This window comes from Agrobacterium sp. 22-226-1 (assembly GCF_053522345.1).
The window spans coordinates 56,098-81,315 of sequence record NZ_JBNWCP010000003.1 but is presented as its reverse complement, the minus strand read 5'-3'; the positions used below and the strand labels follow the sequence as shown (position 1 = coordinate 81,315).

General features: G+C 60.1%; 34 protein-coding genes. 18 read left to right on the top strand and 16 right to left on the bottom strand.

The window, feature by feature from the left end; all coding sequences use genetic code 11:
• The first annotated feature begins 71 nt into the window (after positions 1–71).
• Entirely contained in the window at positions 72–755 is a 684-nt protein-coding gene (locus ACQZ5K_RS06160) for an ArsR/SmtB family transcription factor (RefSeq protein ID WP_448739887.1), read from the top strand.
• A 29-nt stretch (positions 756–784) separates the two neighbouring features.
• Here ACQZ5K_RS06160 and ACQZ5K_RS06155 read toward each other — a convergent pair whose 3' ends face one another.
• Positions 785–1,942, bottom strand: coding sequence for a pyridoxal phosphate-dependent aminotransferase (locus tag ACQZ5K_RS06155; RefSeq protein WP_003521454.1), 1,158 nt, complete (start codon positions 1,940–1,942; stop codon positions 785–787).
• A gap of 173 nt (positions 1,943–2,115) precedes the next feature.
• Between ACQZ5K_RS06155 and ACQZ5K_RS06150 the strand changes: the two genes are divergently transcribed.
• The 6 genes from ACQZ5K_RS06150 (at position 2,116) to ACQZ5K_RS06125 (ending at position 6,496) form a co-directional block, all read left to right on the top strand.
• Positions 2,116–2,883: a DsbA family protein gene (locus tag ACQZ5K_RS06150; protein ID WP_003521455.1), complete on the top strand. Its 768-nt coding sequence runs from the start codon at positions 2,116–2,118 to the stop codon at positions 2,881–2,883.
• Between the two features lie 125 nt (positions 2,884–3,008).
• A complete protein-coding gene (gene aroQ, locus ACQZ5K_RS06145; RefSeq protein ID WP_077982408.1) occupies positions 3,009–3,446 on the top strand; it encodes a type II 3-dehydroquinate dehydratase in 438 nt (145 codons plus the stop codon).
• A 25-nt stretch (positions 3,447–3,471) separates the two neighbouring features.
• Positions 3,472–3,963, top strand: coding sequence for an acetyl-CoA carboxylase biotin carboxyl carrier protein (gene accB, locus ACQZ5K_RS06140; RefSeq protein WP_448739886.1), 492 nt, complete (start codon positions 3,472–3,474; stop codon positions 3,961–3,963).
• Positions 3,964–3,975: 12 nt separating this feature from the next.
• Complete coding sequence (gene accC, locus ACQZ5K_RS06135; protein WP_003521459.1) at positions 3,976–5,322, top strand: acetyl-CoA carboxylase biotin carboxylase subunit; 1,347 nt, start codon at positions 3,976–3,978, stop codon at positions 5,320–5,322.
• 6 nt (positions 5,323–5,328) lie between these two features.
• Complete coding sequence (aat, locus tag ACQZ5K_RS06130) at positions 5,329–5,973, top strand: leucyl/phenylalanyl-tRNA--protein transferase (RefSeq protein ID WP_448736980.1); 645 nt, start codon at positions 5,329–5,331, stop codon at positions 5,971–5,973.
• A 79-nt stretch (positions 5,974–6,052) separates the two neighbouring features.
• Positions 6,053–6,496, top strand: a complete 444-nt coding sequence (locus tag ACQZ5K_RS06125; protein WP_142779093.1) for a hypothetical protein — start codon at positions 6,053–6,055, stop codon at positions 6,494–6,496.
• A 17-nt stretch (positions 6,497–6,513) separates the two neighbouring features.
• Here the strand turns inward: ACQZ5K_RS06125 and ACQZ5K_RS06120 are convergent, their stop codons facing one another.
• From ACQZ5K_RS06120 to gatB, 5 genes are all read right to left on the bottom strand, one after another.
• Positions 6,514–6,951, bottom strand: coding sequence for a DUF2155 domain-containing protein (locus ACQZ5K_RS06120; protein ID WP_448739885.1), 438 nt, complete (start codon positions 6,949–6,951; stop codon positions 6,514–6,516).
• 131 nt (positions 6,952–7,082) lie between these two features.
• Positions 7,083–7,481 carry an NADH:ubiquinone oxidoreductase subunit NDUFA12 gene (locus ACQZ5K_RS06115; protein ID WP_003521463.1) on the bottom strand — a complete coding sequence of 133 codons (399 nt, stop codon included), beginning with the start codon at positions 7,479–7,481 and terminating at the stop codon, positions 7,083–7,085.
• Positions 7,482–7,590: 109 nt separating this feature from the next.
• Positions 7,591–8,064 carry an N-acetyltransferase family protein gene (locus ACQZ5K_RS06110; protein ID WP_448739884.1) on the bottom strand — a complete coding sequence of 158 codons (474 nt, stop codon included), beginning with the start codon at positions 8,062–8,064 and terminating at the stop codon, positions 7,591–7,593.
• The gene (locus tag ACQZ5K_RS06105) at positions 8,061–8,558 is read right to left on the bottom strand and encodes a GNAT family N-acetyltransferase (protein ID WP_065653959.1); all 498 of its coding nucleotides are present in this window, start codon (positions 8,556–8,558) and stop codon (positions 8,061–8,063) included. Before ACQZ5K_RS06105 ends, ACQZ5K_RS06110 begins: the two co-directional genes overlap by 4 nt.
• Before the next feature lie 209 nt (positions 8,559–8,767).
• Positions 8,768–10,273 (bottom strand): Asp-tRNA(Asn)/Glu-tRNA(Gln) amidotransferase subunit GatB, encoded by a 1,506-nt coding sequence (gene gatB / locus ACQZ5K_RS06100; protein WP_003521466.1) that lies wholly within the window; start codon positions 10,271–10,273, stop codon positions 8,768–8,770.
• 151 nt (positions 10,274–10,424) lie between these two features.
• Between gatB and ACQZ5K_RS06095 the strand changes: the two genes are divergently transcribed.
• Positions 10,425–10,757, top strand: coding sequence for a DUF1294 domain-containing protein (locus ACQZ5K_RS06095; protein ID WP_448739883.1), 333 nt, complete (start codon positions 10,425–10,427; stop codon positions 10,755–10,757).
• Here the strand turns inward: ACQZ5K_RS06095 and ACQZ5K_RS06090 are convergent.
• The gene (locus ACQZ5K_RS06090) at positions 10,739–11,248 is read right to left on the bottom strand and encodes a GNAT family N-acetyltransferase (RefSeq protein ID WP_035217587.1); all 510 of its coding nucleotides are present in this window, start codon (positions 11,246–11,248) and stop codon (positions 10,739–10,741) included. The genes ACQZ5K_RS06095 and ACQZ5K_RS06090 overlap by 19 nt on opposite strands.
• 274 nt (positions 11,249–11,522) lie before the next feature.
• Between ACQZ5K_RS06090 and ACQZ5K_RS06085 the strand changes: the two genes are divergently transcribed.
• Complete coding sequence (locus tag ACQZ5K_RS06085; protein WP_003521470.1) at positions 11,523–11,780, top strand: YjhX family toxin; 258 nt, start codon at positions 11,523–11,525, stop codon at positions 11,778–11,780.
• 58 nt (positions 11,781–11,838) lie between these two features.
• Here the strand turns inward: ACQZ5K_RS06085 and gatA are convergent, their stop codons facing one another.
• The 3 genes from gatA to ACQZ5K_RS06070 all read right to left on the bottom strand — a co-directional run bounded on the left by gatA (position 11,839) and on the right by ACQZ5K_RS06070 (position 14,490).
• Positions 11,839–13,320 (bottom strand): Asp-tRNA(Asn)/Glu-tRNA(Gln) amidotransferase subunit GatA, encoded by a 1,482-nt coding sequence (gatA, locus tag ACQZ5K_RS06080; protein ID WP_448739882.1) that lies wholly within the window; start codon positions 13,318–13,320, stop codon positions 11,839–11,841.
• Positions 13,321–13,372: 52 nt separating this feature from the next.
• The gene (gene gatC / locus ACQZ5K_RS06075) at positions 13,373–13,660 is read right to left on the bottom strand and encodes an Asp-tRNA(Asn)/Glu-tRNA(Gln) amidotransferase subunit GatC (protein WP_003496362.1); all 288 of its coding nucleotides are present in this window, start codon (positions 13,658–13,660) and stop codon (positions 13,373–13,375) included.
• A 125-nt stretch (positions 13,661–13,785) separates the two neighbouring features.
• A complete protein-coding gene (locus ACQZ5K_RS06070) occupies positions 13,786–14,490 on the bottom strand; it encodes a metal-dependent hydrolase (RefSeq protein ID WP_003521473.1) in 705 nt (234 codons plus the stop codon).
• Between the two features lie 84 nt (positions 14,491–14,574).
• On the opposite strand from ACQZ5K_RS06070, the gene ACQZ5K_RS06065 reads away from it, so the two are divergent.
• Positions 14,575–14,877 carry an alkylphosphonate utilization protein gene (locus ACQZ5K_RS06065; RefSeq protein WP_448739881.1) on the top strand — a complete coding sequence of 101 codons (303 nt, stop codon included), beginning with the start codon at positions 14,575–14,577 and terminating at the stop codon, positions 14,875–14,877.
• Positions 14,878–14,891: 14 nt separating this feature from the next.
• Complete coding sequence (ruvX, locus tag ACQZ5K_RS06060; RefSeq protein ID WP_448739880.1) at positions 14,892–15,371, top strand: Holliday junction resolvase RuvX; 480 nt, start codon at positions 14,892–14,894, stop codon at positions 15,369–15,371.
• On the opposite strand, the gene ACQZ5K_RS06055 is transcribed toward ruvX, so the two are convergent.
• The 3 genes from ACQZ5K_RS06055 to ACQZ5K_RS06045 form a co-directional block, all read right to left on the bottom strand.
• Positions 15,323–15,640 (bottom strand): DUF6105 family protein, encoded by a 318-nt coding sequence (locus ACQZ5K_RS06055; protein WP_003521478.1) that lies wholly within the window; start codon positions 15,638–15,640, stop codon positions 15,323–15,325. The two genes, ruvX and ACQZ5K_RS06055, sit on opposite strands and share 49 nt — an antisense overlap.
• Positions 15,637–15,771, bottom strand: coding sequence for a hypothetical protein (locus ACQZ5K_RS06050; protein WP_448739879.1), 135 nt, complete (start codon positions 15,769–15,771; stop codon positions 15,637–15,639). The genes ACQZ5K_RS06055 and ACQZ5K_RS06050 overlap by 4 nt, the downstream gene beginning before the upstream one ends.
• A gap of 274 nt (positions 15,772–16,045) precedes the next feature.
• On the bottom strand, positions 16,046–16,690 hold the full coding sequence (locus ACQZ5K_RS06045) for a TetR/AcrR family transcriptional regulator (RefSeq protein ID WP_003521480.1): 645 nt from the start codon (positions 16,688–16,690) through the stop codon (positions 16,046–16,048).
• 186 nt (positions 16,691–16,876) lie between these two features.
• On the opposite strand from ACQZ5K_RS06045, the gene ACQZ5K_RS06040 reads away from it, so the two are divergent.
• On the top strand, positions 16,877–17,152 hold the full coding sequence (locus tag ACQZ5K_RS06040; protein ID WP_448739878.1) for a type II toxin-antitoxin system Phd/YefM family antitoxin: 276 nt from the start codon (positions 16,877–16,879) through the stop codon (positions 17,150–17,152).
• A complete protein-coding gene (locus ACQZ5K_RS06035) occupies positions 17,152–17,574 on the top strand; it encodes a hypothetical protein (protein ID WP_448739877.1) in 423 nt (140 codons plus the stop codon). Before ACQZ5K_RS06040 ends, ACQZ5K_RS06035 begins: the two co-directional genes overlap by 1 nt.
• 1 nt (position 17,575) lies before the next feature.
• Here ACQZ5K_RS06035 and ACQZ5K_RS06030 read toward each other — a convergent pair whose 3' ends face one another.
• On the bottom strand, positions 17,576–18,187 hold the full coding sequence (locus ACQZ5K_RS06030; RefSeq protein WP_448739876.1) for a GNAT family N-acetyltransferase: 612 nt from the start codon (positions 18,185–18,187) through the stop codon (positions 17,576–17,578).
• A gap of 137 nt (positions 18,188–18,324) precedes the next feature.
• A complete protein-coding gene (locus ACQZ5K_RS06025; RefSeq protein ID WP_020808932.1) occupies positions 18,325–19,977 on the bottom strand; it encodes an acyl-CoA dehydrogenase family protein in 1,653 nt (550 codons plus the stop codon).
• Between the two features lie 324 nt (positions 19,978–20,301).
• Here ACQZ5K_RS06025 and ACQZ5K_RS06020 point away from each other — a divergent pair, with 324 nt between their 5' ends.
• The 5 genes from ACQZ5K_RS06020 to dprA all read left to right on the top strand — a co-directional run bounded on the left by ACQZ5K_RS06020 (position 20,302) and on the right by dprA (position 25,030).
• Positions 20,302–20,733, top strand: coding sequence for a hypothetical protein (locus tag ACQZ5K_RS06020; RefSeq protein ID WP_080853180.1), 432 nt, complete (start codon positions 20,302–20,304; stop codon positions 20,731–20,733).
• A gap of 237 nt (positions 20,734–20,970) precedes the next feature.
• A complete protein-coding gene (locus tag ACQZ5K_RS06015) occupies positions 20,971–21,912 on the top strand; it encodes an aspartate carbamoyltransferase catalytic subunit (protein ID WP_003521487.1) in 942 nt (313 codons plus the stop codon).
• Positions 21,909–23,201 (top strand): dihydroorotase, encoded by a 1,293-nt coding sequence (locus tag ACQZ5K_RS06010; RefSeq protein ID WP_003521488.1) that lies wholly within the window; start codon positions 21,909–21,911, stop codon positions 23,199–23,201. The genes ACQZ5K_RS06015 and ACQZ5K_RS06010 overlap by 4 nt, the downstream gene beginning before the upstream one ends.
• Positions 23,202–23,249: 48 nt before the next feature.
• Positions 23,250–23,867 carry a glycerol-3-phosphate 1-O-acyltransferase PlsY gene (plsY, locus tag ACQZ5K_RS06005; protein ID WP_020808929.1) on the top strand — a complete coding sequence of 206 codons (618 nt, stop codon included), beginning with the start codon at positions 23,250–23,252 and terminating at the stop codon, positions 23,865–23,867.
• 20 nt (positions 23,868–23,887) lie between these two features.
• The gene (gene dprA, locus ACQZ5K_RS06000) at positions 23,888–25,030 is read left to right on the top strand and encodes a DNA-processing protein DprA (protein ID WP_448739875.1); all 1,143 of its coding nucleotides are present in this window, start codon (positions 23,888–23,890) and stop codon (positions 25,028–25,030) included.
• On the opposite strand, the gene ACQZ5K_RS05995 is transcribed toward dprA, so the two are convergent.
• Positions 24,983–25,216, bottom strand: a complete 234-nt coding sequence (locus ACQZ5K_RS05995; protein ID WP_003521491.1) for a hypothetical protein — start codon at positions 25,214–25,216, stop codon at positions 24,983–24,985. The genes dprA and ACQZ5K_RS05995 overlap by 48 nt on opposite strands.
• Positions 25,217–25,218 lie beyond the last annotated feature (2 nt).

The following is a 25,218-nucleotide window of genomic DNA, read 5'->3' as shown; positions in this document are numbered from 1 at the left end:
TTGTCTCCTCGTGGTTTGCCTCTCCCTTCTACGCCATTGCCTTGCATCAATGCTTCGGCTATCATCGAAGCATGAAAGACGGACCTCTGATCGCCAATGTCGCCGCGCTGATCGGCGACCCTGCCCGCGCCAACATCCTTACGGCGCTGATGGACGGACGTGCGCTGACCGCAAGCGAGCTTGCCGAAGCCGCCGGCGTGACGTTGCAGACCGCCAGCGGGCATCTGTCGAAGCTCTCCGAGGCGCAACTCCTGAAAGCGGAAAAACAGGGACGTCACCGCTATTTCCGTCTTTCCGATGAGGATGTGGCGCATGTTCTGGAAGCGTTGATGGGTCTTGCCCAGCGCACGGGCGCAGTCCGCGTCCGCACGGGACCGAAGGACAAGGCGCTGCGGGAAGCGCGCATCTGCTACGATCATCTGGCCGGGGAGAGCGGCGTGGCGCTGCTTGCCGCCATCACCGCAAAAGGGCTCGTGACGTTAGGTGATGATCCTGCCCTTACGGAGAGCGGACGCGACTTCTTCTCGAACTTCGGCATCGACCTTTCGCCGCTCGAAAAGGCCCGTCGCCCGGTCTGCCTGCATTGCCTGGACTGGAGCGAACGCCGCCATCACCTCGGCGGCGGGCTTGGCGCATCGCTGCTTGAAGCGATGCAGCAGCGCGACTGGCTGCGGCGCGGAAACGGCCGTGTGCTGACCTTCACTGCCAAGGGCGAAAAGGCGTTTAGCAGCACTTTCAGCTGCGCACCCGCCTGATCCTTTATTTGAACAGGAGAGCCGACGGCTTATTTCAGCCAGCCGGCGATACGTCCCACAGCCTCGGCTATATCCGACACGGAACCCGCATAGGAAATGCGCAGCGCCCTGTGGCCTTCCTCGGGATCAAAATCCATGCCGGGCGTCGCCGCCACATCGATTTCCGCCAGCATGCGTTTGGCGAAATCCATGCTGTCATTGGAAAAGCGGCTGGTATCGACATAGGCGTAAAAAGCGCCATCCATCGGGGATGCCAGCGGCAGGCCGATCTCCGGCAGGCGCGCCATCAGGAAATCGCGGTTGGTGCGATAGCTTTCCCGGTAAACATCCAGTTCTTCCGCTGCCGAAAAAGCCGCTGTCGCCGCAAGCTGCGACAGTTCGGGCGCGGAAATATAAAGGCTCTGGGCCAGACACTCGACCGGACGGACCAGATTTTCGGGCAGCACCATCCAGCCGATGCGCCAGCCGGTCATGCAATAATATTTGGAGAAGGAGTTAATGATCACGGCATTGTCGGTGATTTCGAGCGCGCTCGTCTCTTCGCCGACAAAGGTAAGGCCGTGATAGATCTCGTCGGAAATGAAAGCCATGTCGCGGCTTTCGCAATAGCTCGCAAGCCGCTTCAGCGCCTCGCGGCCGGTAACCGTGCCGGTTGGATTGGCCGGGCTTGCCAGAAGCACGCCCTTCAGCTTGCAGCCGGCTTTCGTCTCTGCCCGCTCCAGACTTGCCGGCGTCAGCGTATAGCCGGTTTCGGCGGTGACCGGCACTTCCACGACATTGAGGCCGAGAGCCTTCAGAATATTGCGATAGGCCGGATAGCCGGGCCTTGCGATGGCGACATAATCGCCCGCGTCGAAAAGGCTGAGGAAAGCGAGATTGAAGGCGGCAGATGAGCCCGTGGTCACGGCGATGCGGGCCGGATCGATGGCGACCTGATGGCGCAGCCGATAATGGCCGGCGATCGCCTCCCGCAGCTCACGCAGACCCAGCGCGTCGGTATAGCCGATCCGCCCATGCTTCAGCGCCGCCTCAGCCGCCGCAAGCGAGGCTTTCGGCGCGGGATGGGAGGGCTGGCCGACCGCCATGGAAATGACGGGGCGGCCCGCCTGCCTGCGCCGATTCGCTTCCGCCAGAATATCCATGGCGTGAAAGGGTTCGACTGCGCTCCGCTTCGACATCGTAATCAAGGGCATGCTCTTTCCTGAACCGTATTTCAGAGACTTGCCGCAGAATCACAATCTTCACAATCATGCGATCATAATGCGGACAAGTATTTTTGCCGTATGGCATTTGGCTTAAAGTAAGGTAATTGCCTTCATAAGATTTGAAGAGGCTCCGGCCGCACAGAATGAGGACCGATATGGCGCATTTTCTCCGTTCCACCCTTCTCGCCAGCGTGACGGCCCTTTCGACGGTATTCGCCTCCCTGCCCGCCCATGCGCTCGACGAGCAGCAGAAGAAGGAAATGGGCGAGTTCATCAAGCAATATCTGATCGAGAACCCGGAAATCATGCTCGAGGTTCAGGATGCGCTTGAGCGCAAGCAATATGCGGCGCGCAACGCCAAGGCGGCGGAAGCCGTCGCCGACAACAAGAAGGCCATCTTCGAATCGAAATTCGATCTGGCGCTCGGCAATCCGGATGGCGATGTCACGCTGGTCGAGTTCTTCGATTACAATTGCGGTTATTGCAAACGCGCCATGGGCGACATGGACAATATCCTGAAGAGCGACAAGAAGGTGCGCGTCGTCCTCAAGGAATTCCCGATCCTCGGACCGGAATCGGTTGCCGCGCACCGCGTTTCCAATGCCGTGAAGCTGCTTGCGCCGGCCAAGTATCCCGAATTCCAGCGCACCCTGCTCGGCGGCCGCGGACGGGCGAATGAGGACAGTGCCATGGAAGTCGCGACTTCGCTCGGCCTCAAGGAAGCCGATATCCGCAAGTCGATGGCGGAAAACCCCAATGACGAGCAGGTGCAGGAGACTTACAAGCTGGCAACCAGCCTCGGCATTACCGGAACGCCGTCCTATATCGTCGGCGACGAGGCGGTTTTCGGTGCGGTCGGCGCCGACCCGCTGAAGGAAAAAATCGCCAATATGCGCAGCTGTGGAAAAGCCACCTGCTCCTGATTGCTAAAAAAGCCACTGCATTCCCTGTGAGATGCCTGCCAAGCGGCCGGTTTAGGGCTTGCGGGGGCTTTTCCTTGACGGCTGCGCAGTCTATAGGTGTCGCTGATTTTCTTATGGAAACGTGAATGAGCAACATCATCATCGTCATCAACGGCCCCAATCTCAACATGCTGGGAAAAAGGGAACCGGGTATCTATGGTGGCAAGACGCTGAAGGACATCGAGAATGATTGCCTTCAAGCCGGTGCCGATCTCGGTTTCGCAGTGGAATTCCGCCAGTCCAACCACGAAGGCGTGCTGGTGGACTGGTTGCAGGAGGCGGGCGAGCGGGCGGCAGGCGTCGTCATCAATCCCGGCGCCTACAGCCACACATCCATCGCGTTGCATGACGCCATTCGCGCGATTTCCACGCCCGTCGTGGAAGTGCACATTTCCAACATCCACGCCCGCGAAGAGTTCCGTCACAAATCGATGGTATCACCCGCGGCAAAGGGCATGGTCTGCGGTTTCGGACCATATGGATACATCATGGCGCTTCACGCGCTGAAGAACATCACGGCATAAAAAGAAACAAAGAATAGGGTTTGTCATGTCTGAAAAGAAACAGGGTATCGACAAGGAATTGATCCGCGAACTCGCGAATATCCTCAACGACACCGACCTTTCGGAAATCGAAGTGGAGCAGGAAGACCTGCGTATCCGCGTCTCCCGCGCGGCTCCCGCTCCCGCCACGGTCTATGCCGCAGCACCCGCCGCTTATGCGCCCGCGCCGGCAGCGCCCGCTGCCGCACCGACAATCGCAGCACCGGCCGCGCCCGCAGCCGCCGCAGCGCCTGCCCGCAACCCGGCCAACACCGTGTCCTCGCCAATGGTCGGCACGGTCTATCTTTCGCCTGCCCCGGGCGCACGTCCCTTCATCGAAGTGGGCGCGACCGTCAAGGAAGGCCAGACCATCCTCATCGTCGAAGCCATGAAGACCATGAACCAGATCCCGGCTCCCAAGTCCGGCAAGGTCGTGGAAATCGTCGTCAACGACGCTCAGCCCGTGGAGTATGGCGAAGCCCTCGTGGTCATCGAATAAAGGCGGTTCAGCATGGTTTCGAAGATCCTCATAGCCAACCGCGGCGAGATTGCGCTACGCGTCCTGCGCGCCGCCAAGGAGCTTGGCATTCCGACGGTGGCCGTGCATTCCACGGCCGACGCGGACGCCATGCATGTGCGCCTTGCCGACGAAAGCGTGTGCATCGGCCCGCCGCCCTCGCGTGACAGCTACCTCAACATCCACCAGATCGTTGCGGCCTGCGAAATCACCGGTGCGGACGCCGTTCACCCCGGCTACGGCTTCCTGTCGGAAAACGCCAAGTTCGCCGATATTCTCGACGCGCACGGCATCACCTTCATCGGGCCGACCGCCGAACATATCCGCATCATGGGCGACAAGATCACCGCCAAGCAGACGGCGCAGGAACTCGGCATTCCCGTGGTTCCCGGTTCCGATGGCGAAGTGAAGCCTGAAAACGCGCTCGAAATCGCCCGGACGATCGGCTTCCCGGTCCTCATCAAGGCGACGGCGGGCGGCGGTGGTCGCGGTATGAAGGTGGCGAAGACCGAAGCCGATCTGGAAGAGGCGGTTGCGACGGCCCGCTCCGAAGCGGCAGCAGCCTTCGGCAACGACGCCGTCTACATGGAAAAATACCTCGGCAAGCCGCGCCATATCGAAGTGCAGGTTTTCGGCGATGGCGAAGGCAATGCCGTTCACCTCGGCGAACGCGATTGCTCGCTCCAGCGCCGTCACCAGAAGGTGCTGGAAGAAGCCAATTCGCCGGCTCTGACCGTCGAACAGCGCATGAAGATCGGCGAAATCTGCGCGAGCGCCATGCGCAAGCTGAAATATCGCGGCGCGGGCACCATCGAGTTCCTTTATGAAAACGGCGAGTTCTATTTCATCGAAATGAACACCCGTCTGCAGGTGGAGCATCCGGTGACGGAAGCCATCACCGGCATGGATCTCGTGCAGGAACAGATCCGGGTTGCTTCCGGCCAGGGCCTGTCGGTCACGCAGGACGATATCGAATTCCATGGCCATGCCATCGAATGCCGTATCAATGCCGAGGACCCGCGTACCTTCGTTCCCTCGCCTGGCACGCTGACCTATTTCCATACGCCGGGCGGCCTTGGCGTGCGCGTCGATTCGGGCGCCTATCAGGGCTACAAGATCCCGCCCTATTACGACAGCATGATCGGCAAGCTGATCGTTCACGGCCGCGACCGTGACGAGTGCATCCGCCGTCTGCGTCGGGCGCTGGATGAGTTTGTCGTCGACGGCATCAAGACCACGCTGCCGCTTTTCCAGGACCTCCTCCAGAACGAGGATATCCTGAACGGCGATTACGACATTCACTGGCTGGAAAAATATCTGGCCGGTGACGCGTCTCACTAAGACGATATGGTTGGGCGGCGCAGCAGAAATAACGGCATAACGGTCGATATCCTGCTGCGCGCCTATTCAGCCGGCCTGTTCCCAATGGCCGATTCGGCTGACGATCCCGAGCTTTTCTGGGTCGAGCCGGAAATTCGGGGAATCATCCCGCTCAATGGTTTTCACGTTTCCAAAAGCCTCGCCAAGGCGATGCGCAGGAAACCGTTCGAGATTCGCTTCAACACCGCGTTCGAAGCGGTGATGGCCGGATGTGCGGCGGAAGCGCCGGACAGACCAAGCACCTGGATCAATGCCACCATCCGCAGGCTCTATAACGAGTTGCACCAGATCGGCCATGCACACAGCGTCGAGGCGTGGGAGGGCGAAGAGCTTGTCGGTGGGCTCTACGGCGTCTCGCTGGGCGCCGCTTTCTTCGGCGAGAGCATGTTTTCCCGCCGCACCAATGCATCGAAGATTTGCCTTGTGCATCTGGTCGAGCGTTTGCGGCAGCAGGGATTTACGCTGCTCGACACGCAATTTACGACCGAACATCTGAAGACATTCGGGGCAATTGATATTCCAAAGTCGGAATATGCCACGATACTTGAAGCGGCTGTCGACAGGCCGGATGTGCCCTTCGAAAAATTGTCTGCGCAAGAAAATCCACGCTGAAAACAACCTGAGATTTTGCTTGCAACCCTCAAAAACATGACTTATCCGATCATGATATATGGTTCACCGGGGGATTGTCATGCGCTGGATTGCGGCCTTGTTACTGATGTTAACGCCGGCGGCGAATGTCACCGCTGCCGAACAGCGCCCGAACCCGCAGGCCGTCTGGCGAAGCGAAATTTCCCGAGCCTTGACGGGCGTAACCGGCCGCCCGGAATTCAAGGTCGTGCGGACGAACAAGAAGCAGGTGCTCCTTGTTACTTTCCGCGTTGACCCGGCGGGAAAGATGCAGGCTGTTCAGGTCAAAAACATAAGGGATAGCACCTATCAGACAAGAACGGCCGTAAAGAGGGCATTTTCTGAAATCAGGTTCCCCTCACCTCCCGCCGGCGATCAGCCCAATAAGTTCACCGTTCCGATCGTGATCGAGCCCGTACTGACGCGGGAGGAAATGATCGAACAACTGGAAAGCAAAAGCAAAGCCCTGGCCGATTTGGCCGAGAAGCTCAGACGCCAGAAATAGGCGCGGTCGTGGGTTAATTACTTGCTTGCCGTTGAGGGAGCGGGAACTTCCGAGTCCTGCTTGCAGCCCGTCAGCCACACGTCGTAGATGGGGTGTTCCACGGCGTTGAGGCCGGGGCTGTCGGCGAACATCCAGCCCGTGAAAATCCGCTTGATCTTGCGGTCGAGGGTGATTTCATCCACCTCGATGAAGGCATCGATCTTCTGCGCTTCCGTCTGGTCGCGGGAATAGCAAACTTTCGGCGTCACCTGAAGCGCGCCGAACTGCACGGTCTCATCGATATAAACATCGAAGGAAGTGATGCGGCCGGTGATCTTGTCGATGCCGGAAAACACCGCCACGCGGTTTTCAAGACGAGCAGCAGAAACGGGCGAAATGAGGATGACAGCAGAGATCGCTGCAAACAGCGAGACTGTCAGCGCACGCAAAGAACGATCCCGCGTGAATTTCCTCATACGATATGTCTCCAAATATTTGCCTGTGTCGAACTGCCGACCGGATCAACGCCTAAGGGCGGAATGTGGCAAAAACCGGTGAGGCCGGATGCAAGCGCGGTGTTTTGCACACACCGCGCATCGCAAGATGCTTAGTTGCCGGGGGTCCAGGCGTCGTAGTCGCCGGTCACGCGCGGGCGCTCGCCGGCCACGGCCAGCGATCCCTGCGGGCGATAGGCCTTGGAGGAACCGGTGAGGTTCGGCTGGTGCGGCTTCTGCCAGTCGCGCGCAACGTAGCTTTCCTGGCTCGGCGGCACATCGGTGCGGTAATGCATCCAGCCATGCCAGCCGGGCGGAATGGCCGACGCTTCGGCATAACCGTTGTAGATCACCCAGCGGCGCGGCATGCCCCAGGAGGTGGTGCCGCCTTCGTAATAGGTGTTGCCCAACTCGTCCTGTCCTACCTTCTTGCCGAAACGCCAGGTATGAAACCGCGTTCCGATCGTCTGGCCGTTCCACCAGGTGAAGATTTGCGTCAGGAGAGTCTTCATTCTACGTTCCTCGGGCTTGAATGCGCCGCAGCGATTTTCCGTGCACGGCACAAGACATGCTTATGCCGCCCCTCACGGCAATTGTCCAGCATTTCGAGATATATCCGCGCTATTTCAGCTTCATCCTGAAGCCTAAATGCCGCTTCTCGAAACCCAGCCGCTCATAAAAGCGATGCGCATCCAGCCGCGCCATGTTGGACGTCAGCTGCGCGGCGTTCAGGCCCTGACGGCAGGCCTCTTCCAGGCAATGATTGATCATCACCGCGCCGATGCCGCGACCGCGCATGTCGGCACGGGTCTGCACCGCCTCGATCACCATGGACTTCGCCCCTCGCCCGACGAGCTTGGTCAGGATCGCCGTCTGGAAGGTGCCGACCACCTCGCCATCCAGCTCCGCCACATAGAGCGTTTCGCTCGGCGATGCTTCGATGGCGCGGAAAGCGGCGAGATAATCCGGCTGTGCCGATTCTTCCGCCGTATCGCCGTGGCCGCCGATCTCGTCGGCGGCAAAAATGGCGGCGAGTGCCGGAAGATCGTCTTCGCGCGCCGTGCGGATGATCAGTTGTTGAAGTGTCTCATTCATCGGGTCAGGCTCTTTTCCATAACGACGCCGGGCAGACCCTCGATGCCCGCCATGCGCTCGATTCGGTCGACCTCGACAAATCCGACGCCTTCATAAAAGGCGATTGCGACAGTATTTTTAGGCTCGACTTCCAACCGCATGATTTCCGCATCCGGAAAACAGGTTTCCAGTTCGGCGAAGAGATCGCGGCCGACACCTTGCCGCTGAAGGTCGGGCGCCACGTAGAGCTGGTGCAGCAGGGCAGTCTTCGCCATCTTGGTGGACATGGAGCCATAGGCCATGCCGCCGATCCGCTTGCCGTCGTCAGCCACCAGAAACTCGCCGCCCTTTTTCTCGATGCGGTCCTTCATGGCCTGCGGCGAATGCCATGCGAGAATCAACTGATTCACCTTGTCCACGCCATAGATCGCATCATAGGTCGCGTGCCACGTCGTGGCGAGCAGGGTGCGCACCGGCTCGATGTCACGCAGGCTTGCCGTGCGGATGAAGAACATGATTTGGCTCCGTCTTGAAACAGAAATGCCGGGCGTTGATCCCGGCAGAAGTGATGTCAGTCCCTCGTACCCGACGTCATCCTCGGGTCTGTCCCGAGGATCTGAGCACGTTGGACCTTGTGGATCGTTAGATCCTCGGGACAAGCCCGAGGATGACGGATGAGAGCTTTCTGCCTCGCTGCCTCTCTCGGGCACGATACAGCGTCCGCTTACTCTTCCTCGATACCGAGCTTGGCCTTCACCAGCGCCTGCACCGCCTGCGGGTTGGCCTTGCCGCCCGTCGCTTTCATGACCTGACCGACGAACCAGCCGGCGAGCGTCGGCTTTGCCTTCACCTTCTCGACCTGATCCGGGTTGGCGGCGATGATCTCGTCGACGGCCTTTTCGATGGCGCCGGTATCGGTCACCTGCTTCATGCCGCGGGCTTCAACGATCTCAGCCGGGTTGCCGCCCTCGTTCCAGACGATCTCGAACAGGTCCTTGGCGATCTTGCCGGAAATGGTCTCGGCCTTGATGAGATCGATGATACCGCCGAGCTGTTCCGGCGAAACCGGCGTCGTCTCGATATCCTTGCCCGATTTGTTCAGCGCGCCGAGCAGGTCGTTGATGACCCAGTTGGCGGCAGCCTTCGCATCGCGACCGGCGGCAACGGCTTCGTAATAGTCAGCAATCGCTTTTTCCGACACGAGGATCGAGGCGTCATAGACCGACAGGCCGAGATCGGCGACGAAACGGGCTTTTTTGTCATCAGGCAGTTCCGGCAGATCGACCTTCAGCGCTTCCACGAAGGCATCGTCAAATTCGAGCGGCAGCAGGTCCGGGTCGGGGAAATAACGATAATCATGCGCATCTTCCTTGGAGCGCATGGAACGCGTTTCGCCCTTGCCGGGATCGAACAGGCGGGTTTCCTGATCGATGACGCCGCCATCTTCCAGAATGGCGACCTGGCGGCGCGCCTCATATTCGATGGCCTGACCGACGAAGCGGATGGAGTTGACGTTCTTGATTTCGCAGCGCGTGCCGAAACCTTCGCCCGGACGGCGCACGGAGACGTTGACGTCGGCGCGCATCGAGCCTTCATCCATGTTGCCGTCGCAGGTGCCGAGGTAACGCACGATGGAACGCAGCTTGGTGAGATAGGCCTTGGCTTCGTCCGACGAGCGCATGTCCGGCTTGGAGACGATTTCCATCAGCGCCACGCCCGAACGGTTCAGGTCCACGAAGGACATGGTCGGGTGCTGGTCATGCATGGACTTGCCGGCGTCCTGCTCCAGATGCAGACGCTCGATGCCGATTTCGATATCTTCGAAATTGCCCTGACGGTCCGGACCGAGCGAAATGGTGATGGTGCCCTCACCGACGATCGGGTCCTTGAACTGCGAAATCTGGTAACCCTGCGGCAGGTCCGGATAGAAGTAGTTCTTGCGGTCGAAGATCGAGCGATGGTTGATCTTGGCCTTCAGGCCAAGACCGGTGCGCACCGCCTGCTTCACGCATTCCTCGTTGATGACGGGCAGCATGCCGGGCATGGCGGCATCCACCAGCGACACGTTGGAATTCGGCGCATTGCCGAAGGTGGTCGATGCACCGGAAAACAGCTTGGAATTGGAGAGAACCTGCGCATGCACCTCCATGCCGATCACGATTTCCCAATCGCCGGTGGCGCCGGGAATGAAGCGTTTCGGGTCGGGGGTGCGCACGTCTACAAGGGTCATCTGAAGCTCACGATATACGGGTTCTTTGGCCTTGGTGGGTAGAACAAATGGAGCGCGGGCGCAAGACATCTTGCACCCTCTCACGCCAGGCCCGGGATTTTCGCCGATACAGGATACGCGTTTTTTACGCTTCCCGGTTTCAATTCACGTCATGGTGACGGTCGCTCTCTGTTTCATAACCTATATCGCCTTCAATCTTTTCGTCTTTCTCGTCTATTGGTGGGACAAGGAAGCGGCGAGAAATGGCGGATGGCGTATCCGGGAAAGCACGCTGTTATCGCTTGCGCTCATCGGCGGCAGCCTGGGCGCAATCTTGGCACAACGTCTGCTGCGGCATAAAACGCGCAAGGAACCGTTCCGCAGCATCCTGATATCGATCGTAATATTGCAGATTGGCCTTGTCGCATCGCTCGCCATCACGCCGGACTGGCCGATGCGGCTGGTGGACGCTCTGCAAACTCTGTCTCAGAAAGCCGGCCCATAAAGACCGCTCTCGACCTCGGCCAATTGCTTCTGCAGGCCTACCGACTGCACTTCGCGGTCGAGTTTCGGCGCATAGGAGACGGAGAGCCAGCGGACGCTATAGCCATGGTGGCGGAAAAAGGCGACGGCCGGCTCATTCTGGGCATGGGTTTCAAGCCGAATGGTCTCGAACCCCCTGTCCTCTATCAGCCTTTCGACATCGCCCAGCAGGTGACTGCCGACACCTCTGCGGTGAAAATCAGGATCGATCCAGAAATCGGAAATCGTCTCGTCAAAATGCTCCCGCGCCGCCCATCCGGCAACCGAGCCGCCAAACTCCGCCACCCTGATCGCCAGCCATGACGAGCGGGTAAAATTGGAAAAGGCGCTGGCCGCATTGTCATAAAGGGTCGGGGTGATGCCGAGAGCCGCGGTAGCCTGTCGCCATGCCCTGAGGCCGATGGCCGCCAGAACCTCCGCTTCCTGCTCATGCGCATTGCGAATGACGATCAAGCCGCGCCCTCCATGGCCGTTGAAATTAAACCATTGCCAGGGCGATTCGACCAGCATGGTTTTCTCGCACCTGGCGGGACTTGACCGCCTCGGCTTTGCCCGCTACCCAAAAGGAGCAAGAACGGAGTTTTTATGTTCGCTCAATCGGAGTCCCGGTAAAGGCCCTGCCCGCAAGTTTATTGCGCGCCGGGCCATGCTGAAACCGAGCCGGATGCCTTAACGGCACCCGGATTTGCTTTCACGCGTCTATATGACGCCGACCGGACTTCCAAAAATGGACATTTCCCGCGCCGAACAGCGCATTCTTCACCTGCTCGCCCAGGGCGGCAGAATTGAACTCGTTCGAGACGACGCCCACAAAATCGAAAAACTCGCGCTCTACACGCGTGACGGTTGGATTTTCAGCGGCCTCGATCTCCTCACCTTCCGCAAACTGAAACGGAAGAGAGCCATCGCCTCTTCCGGCGGCAAGCCTTACCGCATCACGACGCGCGGGCTGGAACTCGTGCGGGGTGAGCTGGACAATCGATGAAAAACAAACGGGCGGCATTTGATGCCGCCCGTTCGTGTAGAGAGCTTGGTGAATCCGCTTACCACCACTTGGCGGGCGTGAACTTGCCGGCTGCCTGCTCGATGGCATGCGCCGTCTTGAACAGCGTTTCTTCCTCGAAAGGCTTGCCGATAAGCTGGAGGCCGAGCGGCAGGCCCTTGCCGTCAAGGCCGGCCGGAACTGAAAGGCCGGGAAGACCTGCCATGTTGACCGTGATCGTAAAGACGTCCTGAAGATACATCTTCACCGGATCGGAAGCGAGTTCCTCGTCACCGACTGCGAAGGCGGAAGACGGGGTGATCGGCGCGAGGATGGCGTCGACGCCTTCGTGGAAGACGTTTTCGAAGTCGCGCTTGATGAGGGTGCGGACCTTCTGCGCCTTCAGGTAATAGGCGTCGTAATAACCGGCCGACAGCACATAGGTGCCGACCATGATGCGGCGCTGCACTTCCTTGCCGAAACCGGCGGCGCGGCTCTTTTCGTACATGTCGGCAATGTCCTTGCCGTCGACGCGCAGGCCGTAACGGACGCCGTCATAACGGGCAAGGTTGGACGAGGCTTCCGCCGGTGCGACGATGTAGTAAGCAGGCAGTGCGTATTTGGTATGCGGCAGCGAGATATCGACGACCTCGGCACCGGCATCGCGCAGCCACTCGACGCCCTTGGCCCAGAGCTTTTCGATTTCTTCCGGCATGCCGTCGACGCGATATTCCTTCGGAATACCGATCTTCAGACCCTTCAGCGACTGGCCAATGGCCTTTTCGTAGTCCGGCACCGGCAGATCGACGGAAGTCGTATCCTTGGCGTCGACGCTCGCCATGGTCTTCAGCAGGATCGCGGCATCACGCACGTCACGGGCAATCGGGCCTGCCTGATCGAGCGAGGAAGCATAAGCGACGATGCCGAAGCGCGAGCAGCGGCCATAGGTCGGCTTGATGCCGACGGTACCGGTAAAGGCGGCTGGCTGGCGGATGGAGCCGCCGGTATCGGTCGCGGTGGCGCCGGCGCAGAGATGCGCGGCAACGGCTGCGGCCGAACCGCCGGAGGAGCCGCCTGGCACCAGCTTCTGGTCGGAGCCATTGGCGCGCCACGGGTTGATGGCCGGGCCGTACCAGGAGTTTTCATTGGACGAGCCCATGGCGAATTCGTCCATGTTGAGCTTGCCGAGCATGACGGCGCCCTGATCCCAGAGGTTCTGGGTGACGGTGGATTCATATTTCGGCTTGAAGCCGTCGAGAACGTGCGAACACGCCTGCGTGTGCACGTCACGGGTGGCGAAAAGGTCCTTCACGCCAAGCGGAACGCCTTCCAGCTCGCCAGCCTTGCCGGCGGCGATGCGGTCGTCGGAGGCTTTCGCCATGTCGCGCGCCTTTTCAGGCGTCAAGGCGACATAGGCGTTCAGCGCGCCGTTCGCCGCATCGATGGCGGAGAGATAGGCGTCGGTCAGCTCGAGGGCGGAAAATTCTTTGGCCTTCAGCTTTTCGCGGGCTTCGGCAATGGTCAGGCTCGTCAGGTCGGTCATGGTCGGCAACGGCTTTCGAAATCTTGGAAAATCGGGCGGCGGAGGCGGTCGCTTATTCGACCACTTTCGGGACCATGAAGAAGTCCCGGTCGGTCGCAGGCGCATTGGCGACAATGTCTTCCGCCTTGTTGCCGTCGGTCACCACGTCGGCGCGTTTTTTCATCTCCACCGGGGTCACCGAGGTCATCGGCTCGACGCCGTCGACATTCACTTCCGAAAGCTGCTCCACGAAACCGAGTATGCCGTTCAGCTGGCCAAGCATATTCTGTGCTTCTTCTTCGCTGACTGCGATACGGGCAAGGCGCGCAACGCGCTTTACGGTGGCGAGATCGACGGACATGGTTCTACTCCGGTCAGAATTTTCCTACCCGCTATAATCACCATGTCCGCCATTCGCAACGGTAGAAAGCATGTCGTGCAAAAGAGTGACGTTGTTTTACGCTCACGACATGCCCGGGCAAAATGTCAGAAGGACAGCGTATCGCCGGCCTTCGGCGTGTGGACGCGCGCTTGCGCCCCTTCCATGCCGGCCACGAACTTCTCCGGCGTCTGGTCGATGATCGGGAAGGAACCGTAATGGCAGGGAATGACATTGCCGAAATTGAAGAAACGCTGGCAGGCGAGCGCGGCGACGGCTCCGCCCATGGTGAAGCGGTCACCGATCGGCACAAGGCCGATATCCGGCTGATGCAGTTCATTGATGAGTTTCATGTCGGAAAAGATGTCGGTATCACCCATGTGATAGACGGCCGGGCCGTCTTCGAAATGCAGCATCAGGCCGTTGGCATTGCCGAGCGAATGGGAAACACCGTCTTCGGTGATCTGGGCGGAGGAATGCAGGGCATTGGTGAAGGTGACGGAAAAATCGTCGAAATGCACCGTGCCGCCGGTATTGCCCATATCGACCTTCGCGACGCCCTTGGCGGAAAGCCAGGCGGCAAGATCGGCATTGGCCAGCACGGTGGCACCCGTTTCGCGGGCAAGCTGAACGGTATCGCCGACATGGTCGCCATGGCCGTGAGTCAGGAGAATATGGGTGATACCTTCGGCTGCCGACTTTCCATCCTGTCCGGCAAAACCGGGGTTACCGGTGAAGAACGGATCGATGAGGATCTTCGCGCTACCGTTTTCAAGGCGGAAGGCGGAATGGCCGAGCCAGGTGATTTTCATGGGAAGTTCTCCTTTGTATTACCGGTATATTATGACATAGGACGGCCTGAACAACCGCACTACCAATATTTAAGAGAGGCGACCATGGCCGCAAATGATGACGAGTACCTGTATGACGAGGCGACCGGTGAATGGCGACCGGCCTCCGAACTGGCTGCAGAAGCGGCGCGTGCGAATGAAGTACGCGATGCGGCGGGCAATGTGCTGGCGGATGGCGATTCCGTCACCCTCATCAAGGATTTGAAGGTCAAGGGCACCAGCACGGTCATCAAGCAGGGTACCGTCATCAAGTCGATCCGCCTGACCGATAATCCGGAAGAGATCGATTGCAAACATGATGCGGTGAAGGGTCTGGTGCTGCGCACCGAATTCGTCCGCAAACGATAAGGACAACATGCGACATGGCAACACTCACCATTGAGGAACTGGCGCAGGCGCTTCAGCCGGGGCAGGCGATTGCCGGCCTCGACCTCGGCACGAAGACGATCGGGCTTGCCATGTCGGACCTGTCGCGGCGTTTCGCAACGCCGCGCCCCGTCATCAAACGGGTGAAATTCACGCAGGATGCGGAAGTGCTGCTGGCCTTTGCCGAAAAGGAAAAAGTTTTCGCCTTCATCATCGGCCTGCCGATGAACATGGATGGTTCGGCCGGTCCCCGCGTGCAGGCGACGCGCGCCTTCGTGCGGACGATGGGCGAAAAAACTGCCCTGCCCTTCATTTTCTGGGATGAGCGGCTTTCGACGGTCGCGGCCGAGCGCGCATTGCTGGAAATGGACGTCTCACGCGCAAAGCGCGCCGAACGCATCGATTCGGCCGCCGCGTGCTTCATTCTTCAGGGCGCGCTGGACAGGCTTTCCGCACTCACCCGCGCGGCCGACTGACGGCCCTGCCACCACGCGGCAATCTGCTTTCTCTTGCGGAAGGCGAGAATCGCAAAAACGATCAGGCTGTCGACGGCAATGGCGCGCGCCACCAGGGGCGGCAGGCTTTCCGGCGGCAGGCCGAGAATATTGCCGTAAATCTCGAACACCAGATCATGGGTCTGGCGTGTGAGCATGTAGAAACCGAAGCTCATGTCGTAATAGGAAAGCCAGTACCAGCTGCCCAACAGCGCGACGGGACCGGCCCAGAGGATCAGAAACCACTTCATGCCGCCTGCCCCCGCACAAACATCATATCGGGAACGCCGGCAAGCACCGCCCAGCGCATCACGGCCATAAGGCAGAGGTTCAGCGCCGGCGCGTCGATATCCAACGGCAGCATCACAAAAAACGTCATCATGACGCCTAAAGCTGTCCAGCGGCTCACTTGCGGCTCCCTTATGCGCAGTCATTGCGCATGGTTAACATTTCGTTAATCTACACTGGACCGGCAGCCATGACGAGGCAAATGAAAGCTGTCATTATGGTTAACGACGGGCGGCCGGCATGTGGAAAAGAACGTGATCGCGTGAACGGCCGGATGCGTCGGGCTGTTGCCGGCCCGGTGAAAACATGACTGATTTTTCTTTAATGCGCAGGTCCAGGCGCGACTGTATTCCGCCTGCGAAACCGGTTCAGCCGTAAACGCCGCGCACCAGCCTTTTGACGGCAGTGGCGATCTTGTCCCAGTCCCGGTCCGATTTGAGCGGTACGCCAGCGAACTGACCGCTGGTGGCAGCGGAAATGACGAGGTGCTGAATGGCGGCGAACAATACGGCATTGACCGCCGCTGTATCCACACCCTTCGGCGCCGCCAGCGAACCGCGCATCCGCTCCAGCCATTTGCCGAGCGACTTGGCGCGGGCTTCGGCCAGCTGACGCACCTGCGGTGAACCGTCAGACACTTCCCAGGCGATGATCTTGCAGACGAGAGGATCGCTGCGCAGCGCATCCATGAAATAAAGCGCCAGCTTTTCCATGAGGTCGCCATAGGTCAAAAGGAACATGCCGCCGGTATCTTCCGGAATGCGATCCTTCACCCAGGAACCGAGGTCCTCGCCGATCGCCTCGATCAGGCCATCGAGGCCGCCGAAATAACGGTAGATAAGCTGCTTGTCGCAGCCGGCGCGGCGGGCAACGGCATTGATGCCAAAACCCTGAAATCCCTCTTCGGCAAGCAGCGACCGCGCCGCATTAAAAATCGCCTTCTCGGTCTGAGCGCGATCCTTGATGCGCTTTTCCGGTCTGTCGGCTGAAATCGCCTCTGCGGTCGCCAGCATGATTCCCTACCCGTGTTTTGAAAGGCCTCTCTCAACGGGTTAACAAAGCATGAAGGGAAGAACAACGTGGCGGGGCGGATGAGGAGAAGGTTTTTGTGGATGAGCCGGCCGCCAGACCAAAATCGACGGCTTTAAATTTTCTGTATTTTCTGTATTATTCAGGAAATACAGATTTGAGGATTCCTCATGAAAAGAAAATCTATTTCCACGGCGGAGTTTATACGACATTTCGGTCGCTACCATGACGAAGCGCAGAAATCGCCCATTTTGCTGACGAAGCATGGGCGACCTTCTGTCGTGGTGGTGCCGGTCGAACTTTTCGAAAAAATGCTGGGAAGCGACGATCCGCGAAGGTCTTACGCAGCCGGCGAAATGCCCGATGAATTGGCCGCCATGTTCAACACCCAGCTGGAGAAAGACTCCGAAGAACATCGGACATCCCGCGATGAGCAGGACAGATAATGTCCAAGTTCAGACGCGGTGATATCGTTTCCTATCCCTATTTGTGGCGATGGCAGTCTACGGCTAATCCAACGCGTGACCATGGGGAAAAAGATCGCCCCGTCTGCATGATCCTGACGATTACGGACGCGCAGGGCTTGTCGCATATATTGCTGCTGCCCATTTCATCGAAACCGCCGCAGGACAGCCAGCAGCGGGCAATCGAAATACCGAAGCTCGAGCTTCGGCGCGCAAAACTAACCGGCTATGATCGCGGCTGGATCACCGTCAGCGAATGTAATTACGACGTGATCGAACGATCCTACCATTTCAACGCTCTTCAACAGCCCATCGGGCGTTTCAGCGAGACATTTCTTGAAGACATTCGCACTGCCTTTGCACCGTTTCTGGCGGCGGGGGCAGCGCGGGTCATTAGAACCTGAATTACTCCAGCGCCATGCCGAACCACACGCTGCCTGGCGTTTCGTGGCTTTCGAGGCGTTTGAACCCGCGGGTTTCCCAGAAACGCATGCCCGCATGGTTGCGTTCGCTGGCGCCGAGGTGGATGCCGAAGACGTTGTTCTGTCTCGCCATATCGAGCCAGCGCGACAGAAGCCGGGTGCCGCCGCCCTTGCCCTGCGTGCGCGGCAAGAGGTTCATGTGGATATGCGCCGGAAACGGATCGGTGAGCCAAACGGGCGTGCGGCGCGGATGGTGGATGAACTGGGCGCGGCGCTGGTCGGCGTCCCATGCCTGCTGGTCGCCGCCGGGATCGGGATAAAGGCTGCGCAGATGCGGCCACCATTCCCGCTCCAGCCGCTCTTCGTGGACCGCCGTATCGAGTGCGCCGACGATATAACCGCACACACCTTCCTCATCTTCCGCCACGAAAACGGCATCGGGCCAGAGATGCAGATAGGGCACGGAATAGATATGCCCGACCATGCGGCCATCATTGTAAAGGACGGTGGCGTCCTGCCCGGCATCGCCGGTGGCAAGGCTTATGGCGTAGAGCGCGTCTTCATCCTCGGCGCGGGCGGAACGGAAGGTCAGCATTGGCAGCCGCCTTCCCTTGTCGCGCATCGATGCACGAAAGTGTCACGACAGATCAGAACACGCTTTACGCCATTGCTGTTTTTCAAATCCGAGACCCCTCCCGCCGGGACTGCAAAACCTTCATCCGCATGCATCGGTCAAGATGCAGGCGGATAAAGAAGATCGATTATATAATTCGGATCGAAGCGGGAATCGAGCATGCCGTAAGTATGCCGCCAGCCGCCTGCGAGACGGGTCTCGAGGAAGGCATCGGCGATCTTGCCGGCGCCGAGACGGCAAAGCTCGGCGGCAGCGGCCGCAAGCGCGAACTGCTCCACCAGCAGGCGGGCCGCTCCCTCGTCACGCTCGGCAAGGGCGATTGCGGCGCGCAGCACGTCGGTGGTCTTTTTACCGGCTGCCCCGAGATCACGCTCCAGCGTCTGGAAGACGAGATCGAACAGATCCTTGCCGCGCTGAAGAACCCGCAGCACATCCAGCGCCATGACGTTGCCGGAGCCTTCCCAGATGGCGTTGACGGGCGCTTCCCGATAGTGGCGGGCAATCGGCCGCTCTTCCACGTAACCGTTGCCGCCAAGGCACTCCATGGCCTCATAGATGAGCGCCGGCGCGATCTTGCAGCACCAGTATTTCACGATGGGCGTCATCACCCGCGCATAGGCGGCCTCGGCCGGATTGTTGCGGGCAGCGTCGAATGCCGTCGCCAGCCGGAAGGAGAGCGCAGTGGCCGCCGCCACATCCAGCGCCATGTCGGCGAGAACGCGCGTCATGATCGGTTGCGTGACCAGCATCTTGCCAAAAACCGAACGGCCACGGGCATAATGCACGGCTTCGGCAAGCGAGGCGCGCATCATGCCGGCGGAGGCAAGCGCGCAATCGAGCCGCGTCAGCGTCACCATGTCGAGAATGGTGCGGATGCCGCTGCCGGGATCGCCGAGCAGATAACCGAAGGCATCGGTGAATTCGACTTCGGCGGATGCGTTGGAGCGGTTGCCGAGCTTGTCCTTCAGGCGCTGGAAATGCAGGCCGTTCTTCGAACCGTCCTCCAGATAACGCGGCACGAGGAAGCAGCCCATGCCGTCGCCCATCTGGGCGAGCATGACGAAACCGTCGCTCATCGGCGCGGAGAGGAACCATTTGTGGCCGGACAGGCGATAGATGCCCTCGCCCACCCGCTCGGCCGTCGTGCGGTTGGCGCGCACATCCGTGCCGCCCTGCTTTTCCGTCATGCCCATGCCAATGGTGACGGCGGTTTTCTGCAGGGCCGGTTTCTGCGAAGAATCATATTTGCGCGAGAGAATCTTCGGCGCCCATTCCTTCTGCACGCGCGGCGAAGCCATGATGGCGGCAACGGAGGCGCTGGTCATGGTCAGCGGGCAAAGATGCCCGGCCTCCAGCTGCGAGGTCAGGTAGAATTTCGTGGCGCGAGCCTTGTGCTCATTGCCGCGCGTATCGGGAGAATTCTCCCAGACGCTGGAATGCAGGCCTGACGACATGGAACGACGCATCAGCGCATGCCAGGCGGGATGGAATTCCACCTGATCCAGACGCTCGCCGCGCGGGCCGTGGGTATGCAGCTGCGGCACGCCCTGATTGGCCATGCGCGCCAGCTCCTGCGCCTCATGCGACGTGACGTAGCGGCCGAGCTGGTCGAACTCATCCCTTAGATTGCGCGACAGTCCGGAAGTGAGGTCGACGATCAGCGGATCGGAACGATAGGCGTTGATACCGGACCAGAGGCTTGGCTGGTTCAGTTCGGCGAGCGTTTCTTCTGTCCGGGAATTCTGGGTCATCCGCTGCTTCTAGCTGTTTTGTACTGGCGTTGCATAGTGGGGTGATATTGCATAATTCCACCCGCAGGAAGCGATTGAGACGATTAAACCGCCGCTTTCAGCATTTTTCGGGAGTGATCCTGATTTAGGTATCCGGCCCGCAGAATACCAAACACGTTTCCGGCAAGATCAACGACAGTCCCCAAAAAAGCCGCGCAGAAGTTGCAGCAACAACCGGCGGGCATGCGGATAAACGCATTCTCCATAATCTGCGGCCGGATGTGGAACCTGCGGCAGGCTTTTTCGGTTGGCGACTTTGCTGAACGGCTGCACAGGGAGGAGACCATGGAGGCCAGCGTAAGAAAGCTCTTCGAGCGATATGAGCGATTTTTCAACAAGTCTCTCAAGGGTGACATGGATATGGAGGAGGTCGCCTCCCTCTACGCCTCCGACTTCATCGCCGCCTCCCCCGCCGGGGTGATGACCGGAAAGAACGATGACCACTTGAAGCAGGTCATGATGAAGGGTTACGAGCGCTACCGGACGATCGGAACGAAAGAGATGCGGATACGCGACATCCGTATCTCGCCCATCGACGACCATCATTGCCTTGCCCATGTTGCCTGGACGGCGACCTTTGATCGCAAGCGGCAACCGGATGTCGCAATCGATTTCGATGTTCATTACTTCGTCCAGAGGCTGGATGGGGCGCCGAAAGTTTTCGGCTGGGCGTCAGGCGACGAACAGGCGCTTTTGAAGGAGCATGGCATCGTCTGATGCCTGCGCCTTCCATCGTCGGGCCGTTTGCCTCGAGGGTTGGGGAAACATCGCCATGTTTTCATTTCAGGAGTTGCGGGCGCTTGCCCCGCGACCATGCAGTCTCTATAGAGCGCAGGACCGAATTCCGCCGCACTCCTGAGGCGTGTTCACAGCGAATGGGAGCGCGCGGATCAGCATTCGGGCGTTCCGGGCATTTTCACGGGAAAATGCGGCGCCCGTCAGGAGGCAAACCGCATGGTCTTCTTCCCCCATCGCCATCTCCTCGGCATCAAGGGGCTTTCCCACCAGGATATTACCCTGCTTCTCGACAAAGCCGACGAGGCGGTGAAAATCAGCCGCCAGCGCGAGAAAAAGACCTCGACGCTGCGGGGCCTGACGCAGATCAACCTGTTCTTCGAAGCCTCGACGCGCACGCAGTCCTCCTTCGAGCTTGCCGGAAAGCGCCTTGGTGCAGACGTGATGAACATGTCGGTCGGCAATTCCTCGGTGAAGAAGGGCGAAACGCTGATCGATACGGCGATGACGCTGAACGCCATGCGCCCGGATGTGCTGGTGGTTCGCCACTCCTCCGCCGGTGCGGCAGCGCTTCTCGCGCAGAAGGTTGCCTGCTCCGTCGTCAATGCCGGCGACGGCCAGCATGAGCACCCAACGCAGGCGCTGCTCGACGCGCTGACCATCCGCCGCGCCAAGGGCGAACTGTCCGGCATTACGGTGGCGATCTGCGGCGACGTGCTGCATTCGCGCGTCGCCCGCTCCAATATCATCCTGCTCAACCAGATGGGGGCGCGCGTTCGCGTCGTCGCCCCCGCCACGCTGCTGCCCTCCGGTATCCGCGACATGAGCGTCGAAGTCTTCCACGACATGAAGGAAGGGCTGAAGAACGCCGATGTGGTGATGATGCTGCGCCTGCAGCGCGAGCGCATGTCCGGCTCCTTCGTGCCTTCGGTGCGCGAATATTTCCATTATTACGGCCTCGATGCCGAAAAGCTGAAAGCGGCGAAGGAGGATGCGCTGGTCATGCATCCCGGCCCGATGAACCGCGGCGTGGAAATCGCCTCCGACGTGGCCGACGGTCCGCAGAGCGTGATCGAGAGTCAGGTTGAAATGGGGGTTGCCGTGCGCATGGCGGTCATGGAAACCCTGCTTGTCTCGCAAAATCAGGGTGAGCGCGTATGAGTGCCGTTACCGTTCTCAACAATCTCCGCATCGTCGATCCGTCCCGTAATCTTGACGAGACCGGCAGTGTGATCATCGGCGCCGACGGCACCATTCTGGCGGCAGGCAAGGACGCCCATAATCAGGGCGCTCCCGAAGGGGCGACCGTTCGCGACTGCAAGGGTCTGCTGGCTGTTCCCGGTCTGGTGGACGCCCGTGTTTTCGTGGGTGAGCCGGGTGCCGAACACCGCGAAACCATTGAATCCGCCTCGCGCGCGGCAGCGGCCGGCGGTGTCACCAGCATCATCGTCATGCCCGATACCGATCCTGTTATCGATGACATCGCACTCGTCGAATATGTGAAAAAGACGGCGCGCGACAAGGCGCTCGTCAATGTGCATCCCGCAGCAGCACTCACCAAGGGTCTGAACGGCGAGGAAATGACCGAATTCGGCATGCTGAAGGAAGCCGGCGCGGTGGCCTTCACCAATGGCCGCAAGGCGCTCTCCGACACGCTGGTGCTGCGTCGCGCCATGACCTATGCGCGCGAACTGGGCGCTGTCATCGCGCTCGAGACGCGCGACAAATATATCGGCGGCGGTGACATGAACGAGGGGCTTTTCGCGAGCTGGCTCGGGCTGTCGGGCGTTCCGAAGGAAGCCGAGATCATTCCGCTGGAGCGCGACCTGCGCATTGCCGGGCTGACGCAGGCGATCTACCACGCCGCCAAGATTTCCGTGCCCGAATCGGCGGAAGCGATCCGCGTTGCGCGGCAGCGGGGCGTCAAAGCCACCTGCGGCATCTCGATTAACCATCTGACGCTCAACGAGAACGATATCGGCGAATATCGCACCTTCTTCAAGCTCTCCCCGCCGCTGCGCGCCGAAGACGACCGCAAGGCCATGGTGGAGGCACTGAAGGACGGCACCATCGACATTATTGTCTCCTCGCACGACCCGCAGGATGTCGACACCAAGCGGCTGCCGTTTTCGGATGCGGCGAGCGGCGCGGTCGGGCTTGAAACCCTGCTGGCGGCGGCGCTGCGCCTGCACCATAGCGGCGAGGTTCCGCTGATGCGGCTGATCGATGCGCTCTCCACCCGCCCTGCGAAGATTTTCGGACTGGATGCCGGAACGCTGAAGGCGGGCGCAAAGGCCGATATCACGCTGATCGACCTCGACGAGCCGTGGCTCGTGGCAAAGGAACAGCTGGTCTCGAAATCCAAGAACACCCCGTTCGAGGATGCCCGTTTCAGCGGCCGCGCGGTTGCCACTTATGTGGCTGGCAAAGCCGTTCATTCCTTGGCATAAGATCACCGACAGAGATCACGCGGCCAGCGCGACAGAGGGGACGTTTGAATGAGTGCTTTGACTGACTGGCAGACGGCGCCTGCCCTTCTCGCGCTTTCAGCGCTGATCGGCTATCTGTTCGGTTCCATTCCTTTCGGCCTCATTCTTACCCGCATGGCGGGGCTGGGCGACGTGCGCAAGATCGGCTCCGGCAATATCGGCGCGACCAATGTGCTGCGCACCGGCAACAAGAAGCTCGCCGCCGCAACCCTGCTGCTCGACGCGCTGAAGGGCACGGCGGCGGTACTGGTCGCCAATGCGCTCTGGGGTTACGAAGCATCGCTGGTTGCCGGTTTCTTCGCCTTTCTGGGCCACCTGTTTCCGGTGTGGCTCGGCTTCAAGGGCGGCAAGGGTGTGGCGACCTATATCGGCGTGCTCTTGGGTGCCGCACCGCTGATGATGCTGGCCTTTGCGCTCATCTGGCTCGCGACCGCCTTCATCACCCGTTATTCCTCGCTGTCGGCGCTTTTGGCCATGCTGGTCATTCCCGTGGCTCTCTGGGTACTCGGACCTGAAAAGACGGCGTTGCTGGTGACGCTGTTGAGTGCGATTTCATGGTGGAAGCACCGCGAGAATATCGCGCGCCTGCTGGCGGGCACTGAAAGCAGGATCGGGCAAAAGGGCTGAGACCCATTTAAGGATATGCCATGCCGCATGAGGAAACGACACGGCAGGGCATAGAGCTTTCCGCGCGGCAACGGGTCGCGTGGCTGAGGCTGATCCGCAGCGACAATATCGGCCCCGTTACCTTTCGCGAACTCATCAATCATTTCGGCAGCGCCGAAAAGGCGCTCGATGCCCTGCCCGAGCTTTCAAGGCGCGGCGGCTCGTCGCGCAGCCCACGCATCGCCACACAGGCGGAGGCGGAAGACGAAATCGAGACCGCGGAGAAATTCGGCGCGCGTTTCGTCGGCATCGGCGAGCCGGATTACCCGCCTGCCCTGCGGCAGCTGGATGGCGCGCCGCCGCTGATCGCCATGAAAGGATCGGCAGCGACCGCGACAAGACCGAGCGTCGGCATCGTCGGCTCGCGCAACGCCTCCATCAACGGCGCGAAATTCGCCGCCATGCTGGCGCGCGATTGCGGCCGCGCCGGCTATAGCATCGCTTCGGGGCTGGCGCGTGGCATCGATGCGGCCGCACACCGGGCAAGCCTTGCAACCGGCACGGTCGCCATGCTGGCCGGCGGCCTCGACCGCCCCTATCCGCAGGAAAATTTCGGGCTTTTGCAGGAGATATACGATCAGGGCGGCGCGACGATCAGCGAAATGCCCTTTGGCTGGGAACCGCGCGCCCGCGATTTTCCCCGCCGCAACCGATTGATCTCCGGCGTCTCTCTCGGTGTCGTCATCGTCGAAGCGGCGGAGCGCTCCGGCTCGCTGATAACGGCAAGGCTTGCCGGAGAAGCGGGACGGCTGGTTTTTGCCGTGCCCGGCTCCCCGCTCGATGCACGCTGCGAGGGCACCAACCGGCTGATCAAGGAAGGCGCGATGCTGACCACGGGCGCGGCCGATATTCTGGAAGCGCTGCGACCGCTGATGGAGCCGCAATTGCCCTATGAACGCAAGATCGAGGAACCGAGATCCGACACCGAGATGTCACCACCAGGGGACGACGAGCGCAGCATCATCGCCGCCGCTCTCGGTCCCTCGCCCGTGGAAACGGACGATATCATCCGTCACACAGGTTTTTCCGCTGCAACCGTTCACCTGGTGCTGCTGGAGCTTGATATTGCGGGACGTCTAAACCGGCATGCCGGGGGGCGTGTGTCGCTCTTCATCGCGGATTGACAGCTTGCGCCGTCCGCTCTGGATATCGCCGACTTCGACATAGGCCATCTCGATCAGATAACACAGCATGTCGGCCCCCTCACGGCTTGCGACCTGCCGCAGTTCCGCGAGCATCTGGCGAATGTAAGCCAAGTTCTCTCTGGTCCCTTCATTATCGGCATTATTGTTTGTTGCGTTGGGGACCATAT

Coding starts and splice junctions, on each gene's coding strand:
- ACQZ5K_RS06035 (WP_448739877.1), top strand. CDS start 17,152: ATGTCCAAGTTCAGACGCGGTGATATCGTTTCCTATCCCTATTTGTGG.
- accB (WP_448739886.1), top strand. CDS start 3,472: ATGTCTGAAAAGAAACAGGGTATCGACAAGGAATTGATCCGCGAACTC.
- ruvX (WP_448739880.1), top strand. CDS start 14,892: ATGGCAACACTCACCATTGAGGAACTGGCGCAGGCGCTTCAGCCGGGG.
- ACQZ5K_RS06160 (WP_448739887.1), top strand. CDS start 72: ATGAAAGACGGACCTCTGATCGCCAATGTCGCCGCGCTGATCGGCGAC.
- ACQZ5K_RS06085 (WP_003521470.1), top strand. CDS start 11,523: ATGGACATTTCCCGCGCCGAACAGCGCATTCTTCACCTGCTCGCCCAG.
- gatC (WP_003496362.1), bottom strand. CDS start 13,660: ATGTCCGTCGATCTCGCCACCGTAAAGCGCGTTGCGCGCCTTGCCCGT.
- ACQZ5K_RS06070 (WP_003521473.1), bottom strand. CDS start 14,490: ATGAAAATCACCTGGCTCGGCCATTCCGCCTTCCGCCTTGAAAACGGT.
- aroQ (WP_077982408.1), top strand. CDS start 3,009: ATGAGCAACATCATCATCGTCATCAACGGCCCCAATCTCAACATGCTG.
- ACQZ5K_RS06040 (WP_448739878.1), top strand. CDS start 16,877: ATGAAAAGAAAATCTATTTCCACGGCGGAGTTTATACGACATTTCGGT.
- plsY (WP_020808929.1), top strand. CDS start 23,250: ATGAGTGCTTTGACTGACTGGCAGACGGCGCCTGCCCTTCTCGCGCTT.
- ACQZ5K_RS06110 (WP_448739884.1), bottom strand. CDS start 8,064: ATGAATGAGACACTTCAACAACTGATCATCCGCACGGCGCGCGAAGAC.
- ACQZ5K_RS06055 (WP_003521478.1), bottom strand. CDS start 15,640: ATGAAGTGGTTTCTGATCCTCTGGGCCGGTCCCGTCGCGCTGTTGGGC.
- ACQZ5K_RS06030 (WP_448739876.1), bottom strand. CDS start 18,187: ATGCTGACCTTCCGTTCCGCCCGCGCCGAGGATGAAGACGCGCTCTAC.
- ACQZ5K_RS06065 (WP_448739881.1), top strand. CDS start 14,575: ATGGCCGCAAATGATGACGAGTACCTGTATGACGAGGCGACCGGTGAA.
- ACQZ5K_RS06120 (WP_448739885.1), bottom strand. CDS start 6,951: ATGAGGAAATTCACGCGGGATCGTTCTTTGCGTGCGCTGACAGTCTCG.
- ACQZ5K_RS05995 (WP_003521491.1), bottom strand. CDS start 25,216: ATGGTCCCCAACGCAACAAACAATAATGCCGATAATGAAGGGACCAGA.
- ACQZ5K_RS06010 (WP_003521488.1), top strand. CDS start 21,909: ATGAGTGCCGTTACCGTTCTCAACAATCTCCGCATCGTCGATCCGTCC.
- accC (WP_003521459.1), top strand. CDS start 3,976: ATGGTTTCGAAGATCCTCATAGCCAACCGCGGCGAGATTGCGCTACGC.
- ACQZ5K_RS06050 (WP_448739879.1), bottom strand. CDS start 15,771: ATGATGACGTTTTTTGTGATGCTGCCGTTGGATATCGACGCGCCGGCG.
- ACQZ5K_RS06015 (WP_003521487.1), top strand. CDS start 20,971: ATGGTCTTCTTCCCCCATCGCCATCTCCTCGGCATCAAGGGGCTTTCC.
- ACQZ5K_RS06150 (WP_003521455.1), top strand. CDS start 2,116: ATGGCGCATTTTCTCCGTTCCACCCTTCTCGCCAGCGTGACGGCCCTT.
- dprA (WP_448739875.1), top strand. CDS start 23,888: ATGCCGCATGAGGAAACGACACGGCAGGGCATAGAGCTTTCCGCGCGG.
- ACQZ5K_RS06025 (WP_020808932.1), bottom strand. CDS start 19,977: ATGACCCAGAATTCCCGGACAGAAGAAACGCTCGCCGAACTGAACCAG.
- ACQZ5K_RS06020 (WP_080853180.1), top strand. CDS start 20,302: ATGGAGGCCAGCGTAAGAAAGCTCTTCGAGCGATATGAGCGATTTTTC.
- ACQZ5K_RS06095 (WP_448739883.1), top strand. CDS start 10,425: ATGGTGACGGTCGCTCTCTGTTTCATAACCTATATCGCCTTCAATCTT.
- ACQZ5K_RS06125 (WP_142779093.1), top strand. CDS start 6,053: ATGCGCTGGATTGCGGCCTTGTTACTGATGTTAACGCCGGCGGCGAAT.
- aat (WP_448736980.1), top strand. CDS start 5,329: ATGGTTGGGCGGCGCAGCAGAAATAACGGCATAACGGTCGATATCCTG.
- ACQZ5K_RS06045 (WP_003521480.1), bottom strand. CDS start 16,690: ATGCTGGCGACCGCAGAGGCGATTTCAGCCGACAGACCGGAAAAGCGC.
- ACQZ5K_RS06105 (WP_065653959.1), bottom strand. CDS start 8,558: ATGTTCTTCATCCGCACGGCAAGCCTGCGTGACATCGAGCCGGTGCGC.
- gatA (WP_448739882.1), bottom strand. CDS start 13,320: ATGACCGACCTGACGAGCCTGACCATTGCCGAAGCCCGCGAAAAGCTG.
- gatB (WP_003521466.1), bottom strand. CDS start 10,273: ATGACCCTTGTAGACGTGCGCACCCCCGACCCGAAACGCTTCATTCCC.
- ACQZ5K_RS06115 (WP_003521463.1), bottom strand. CDS start 7,481: ATGAAGACTCTCCTGACGCAAATCTTCACCTGGTGGAACGGCCAGACG.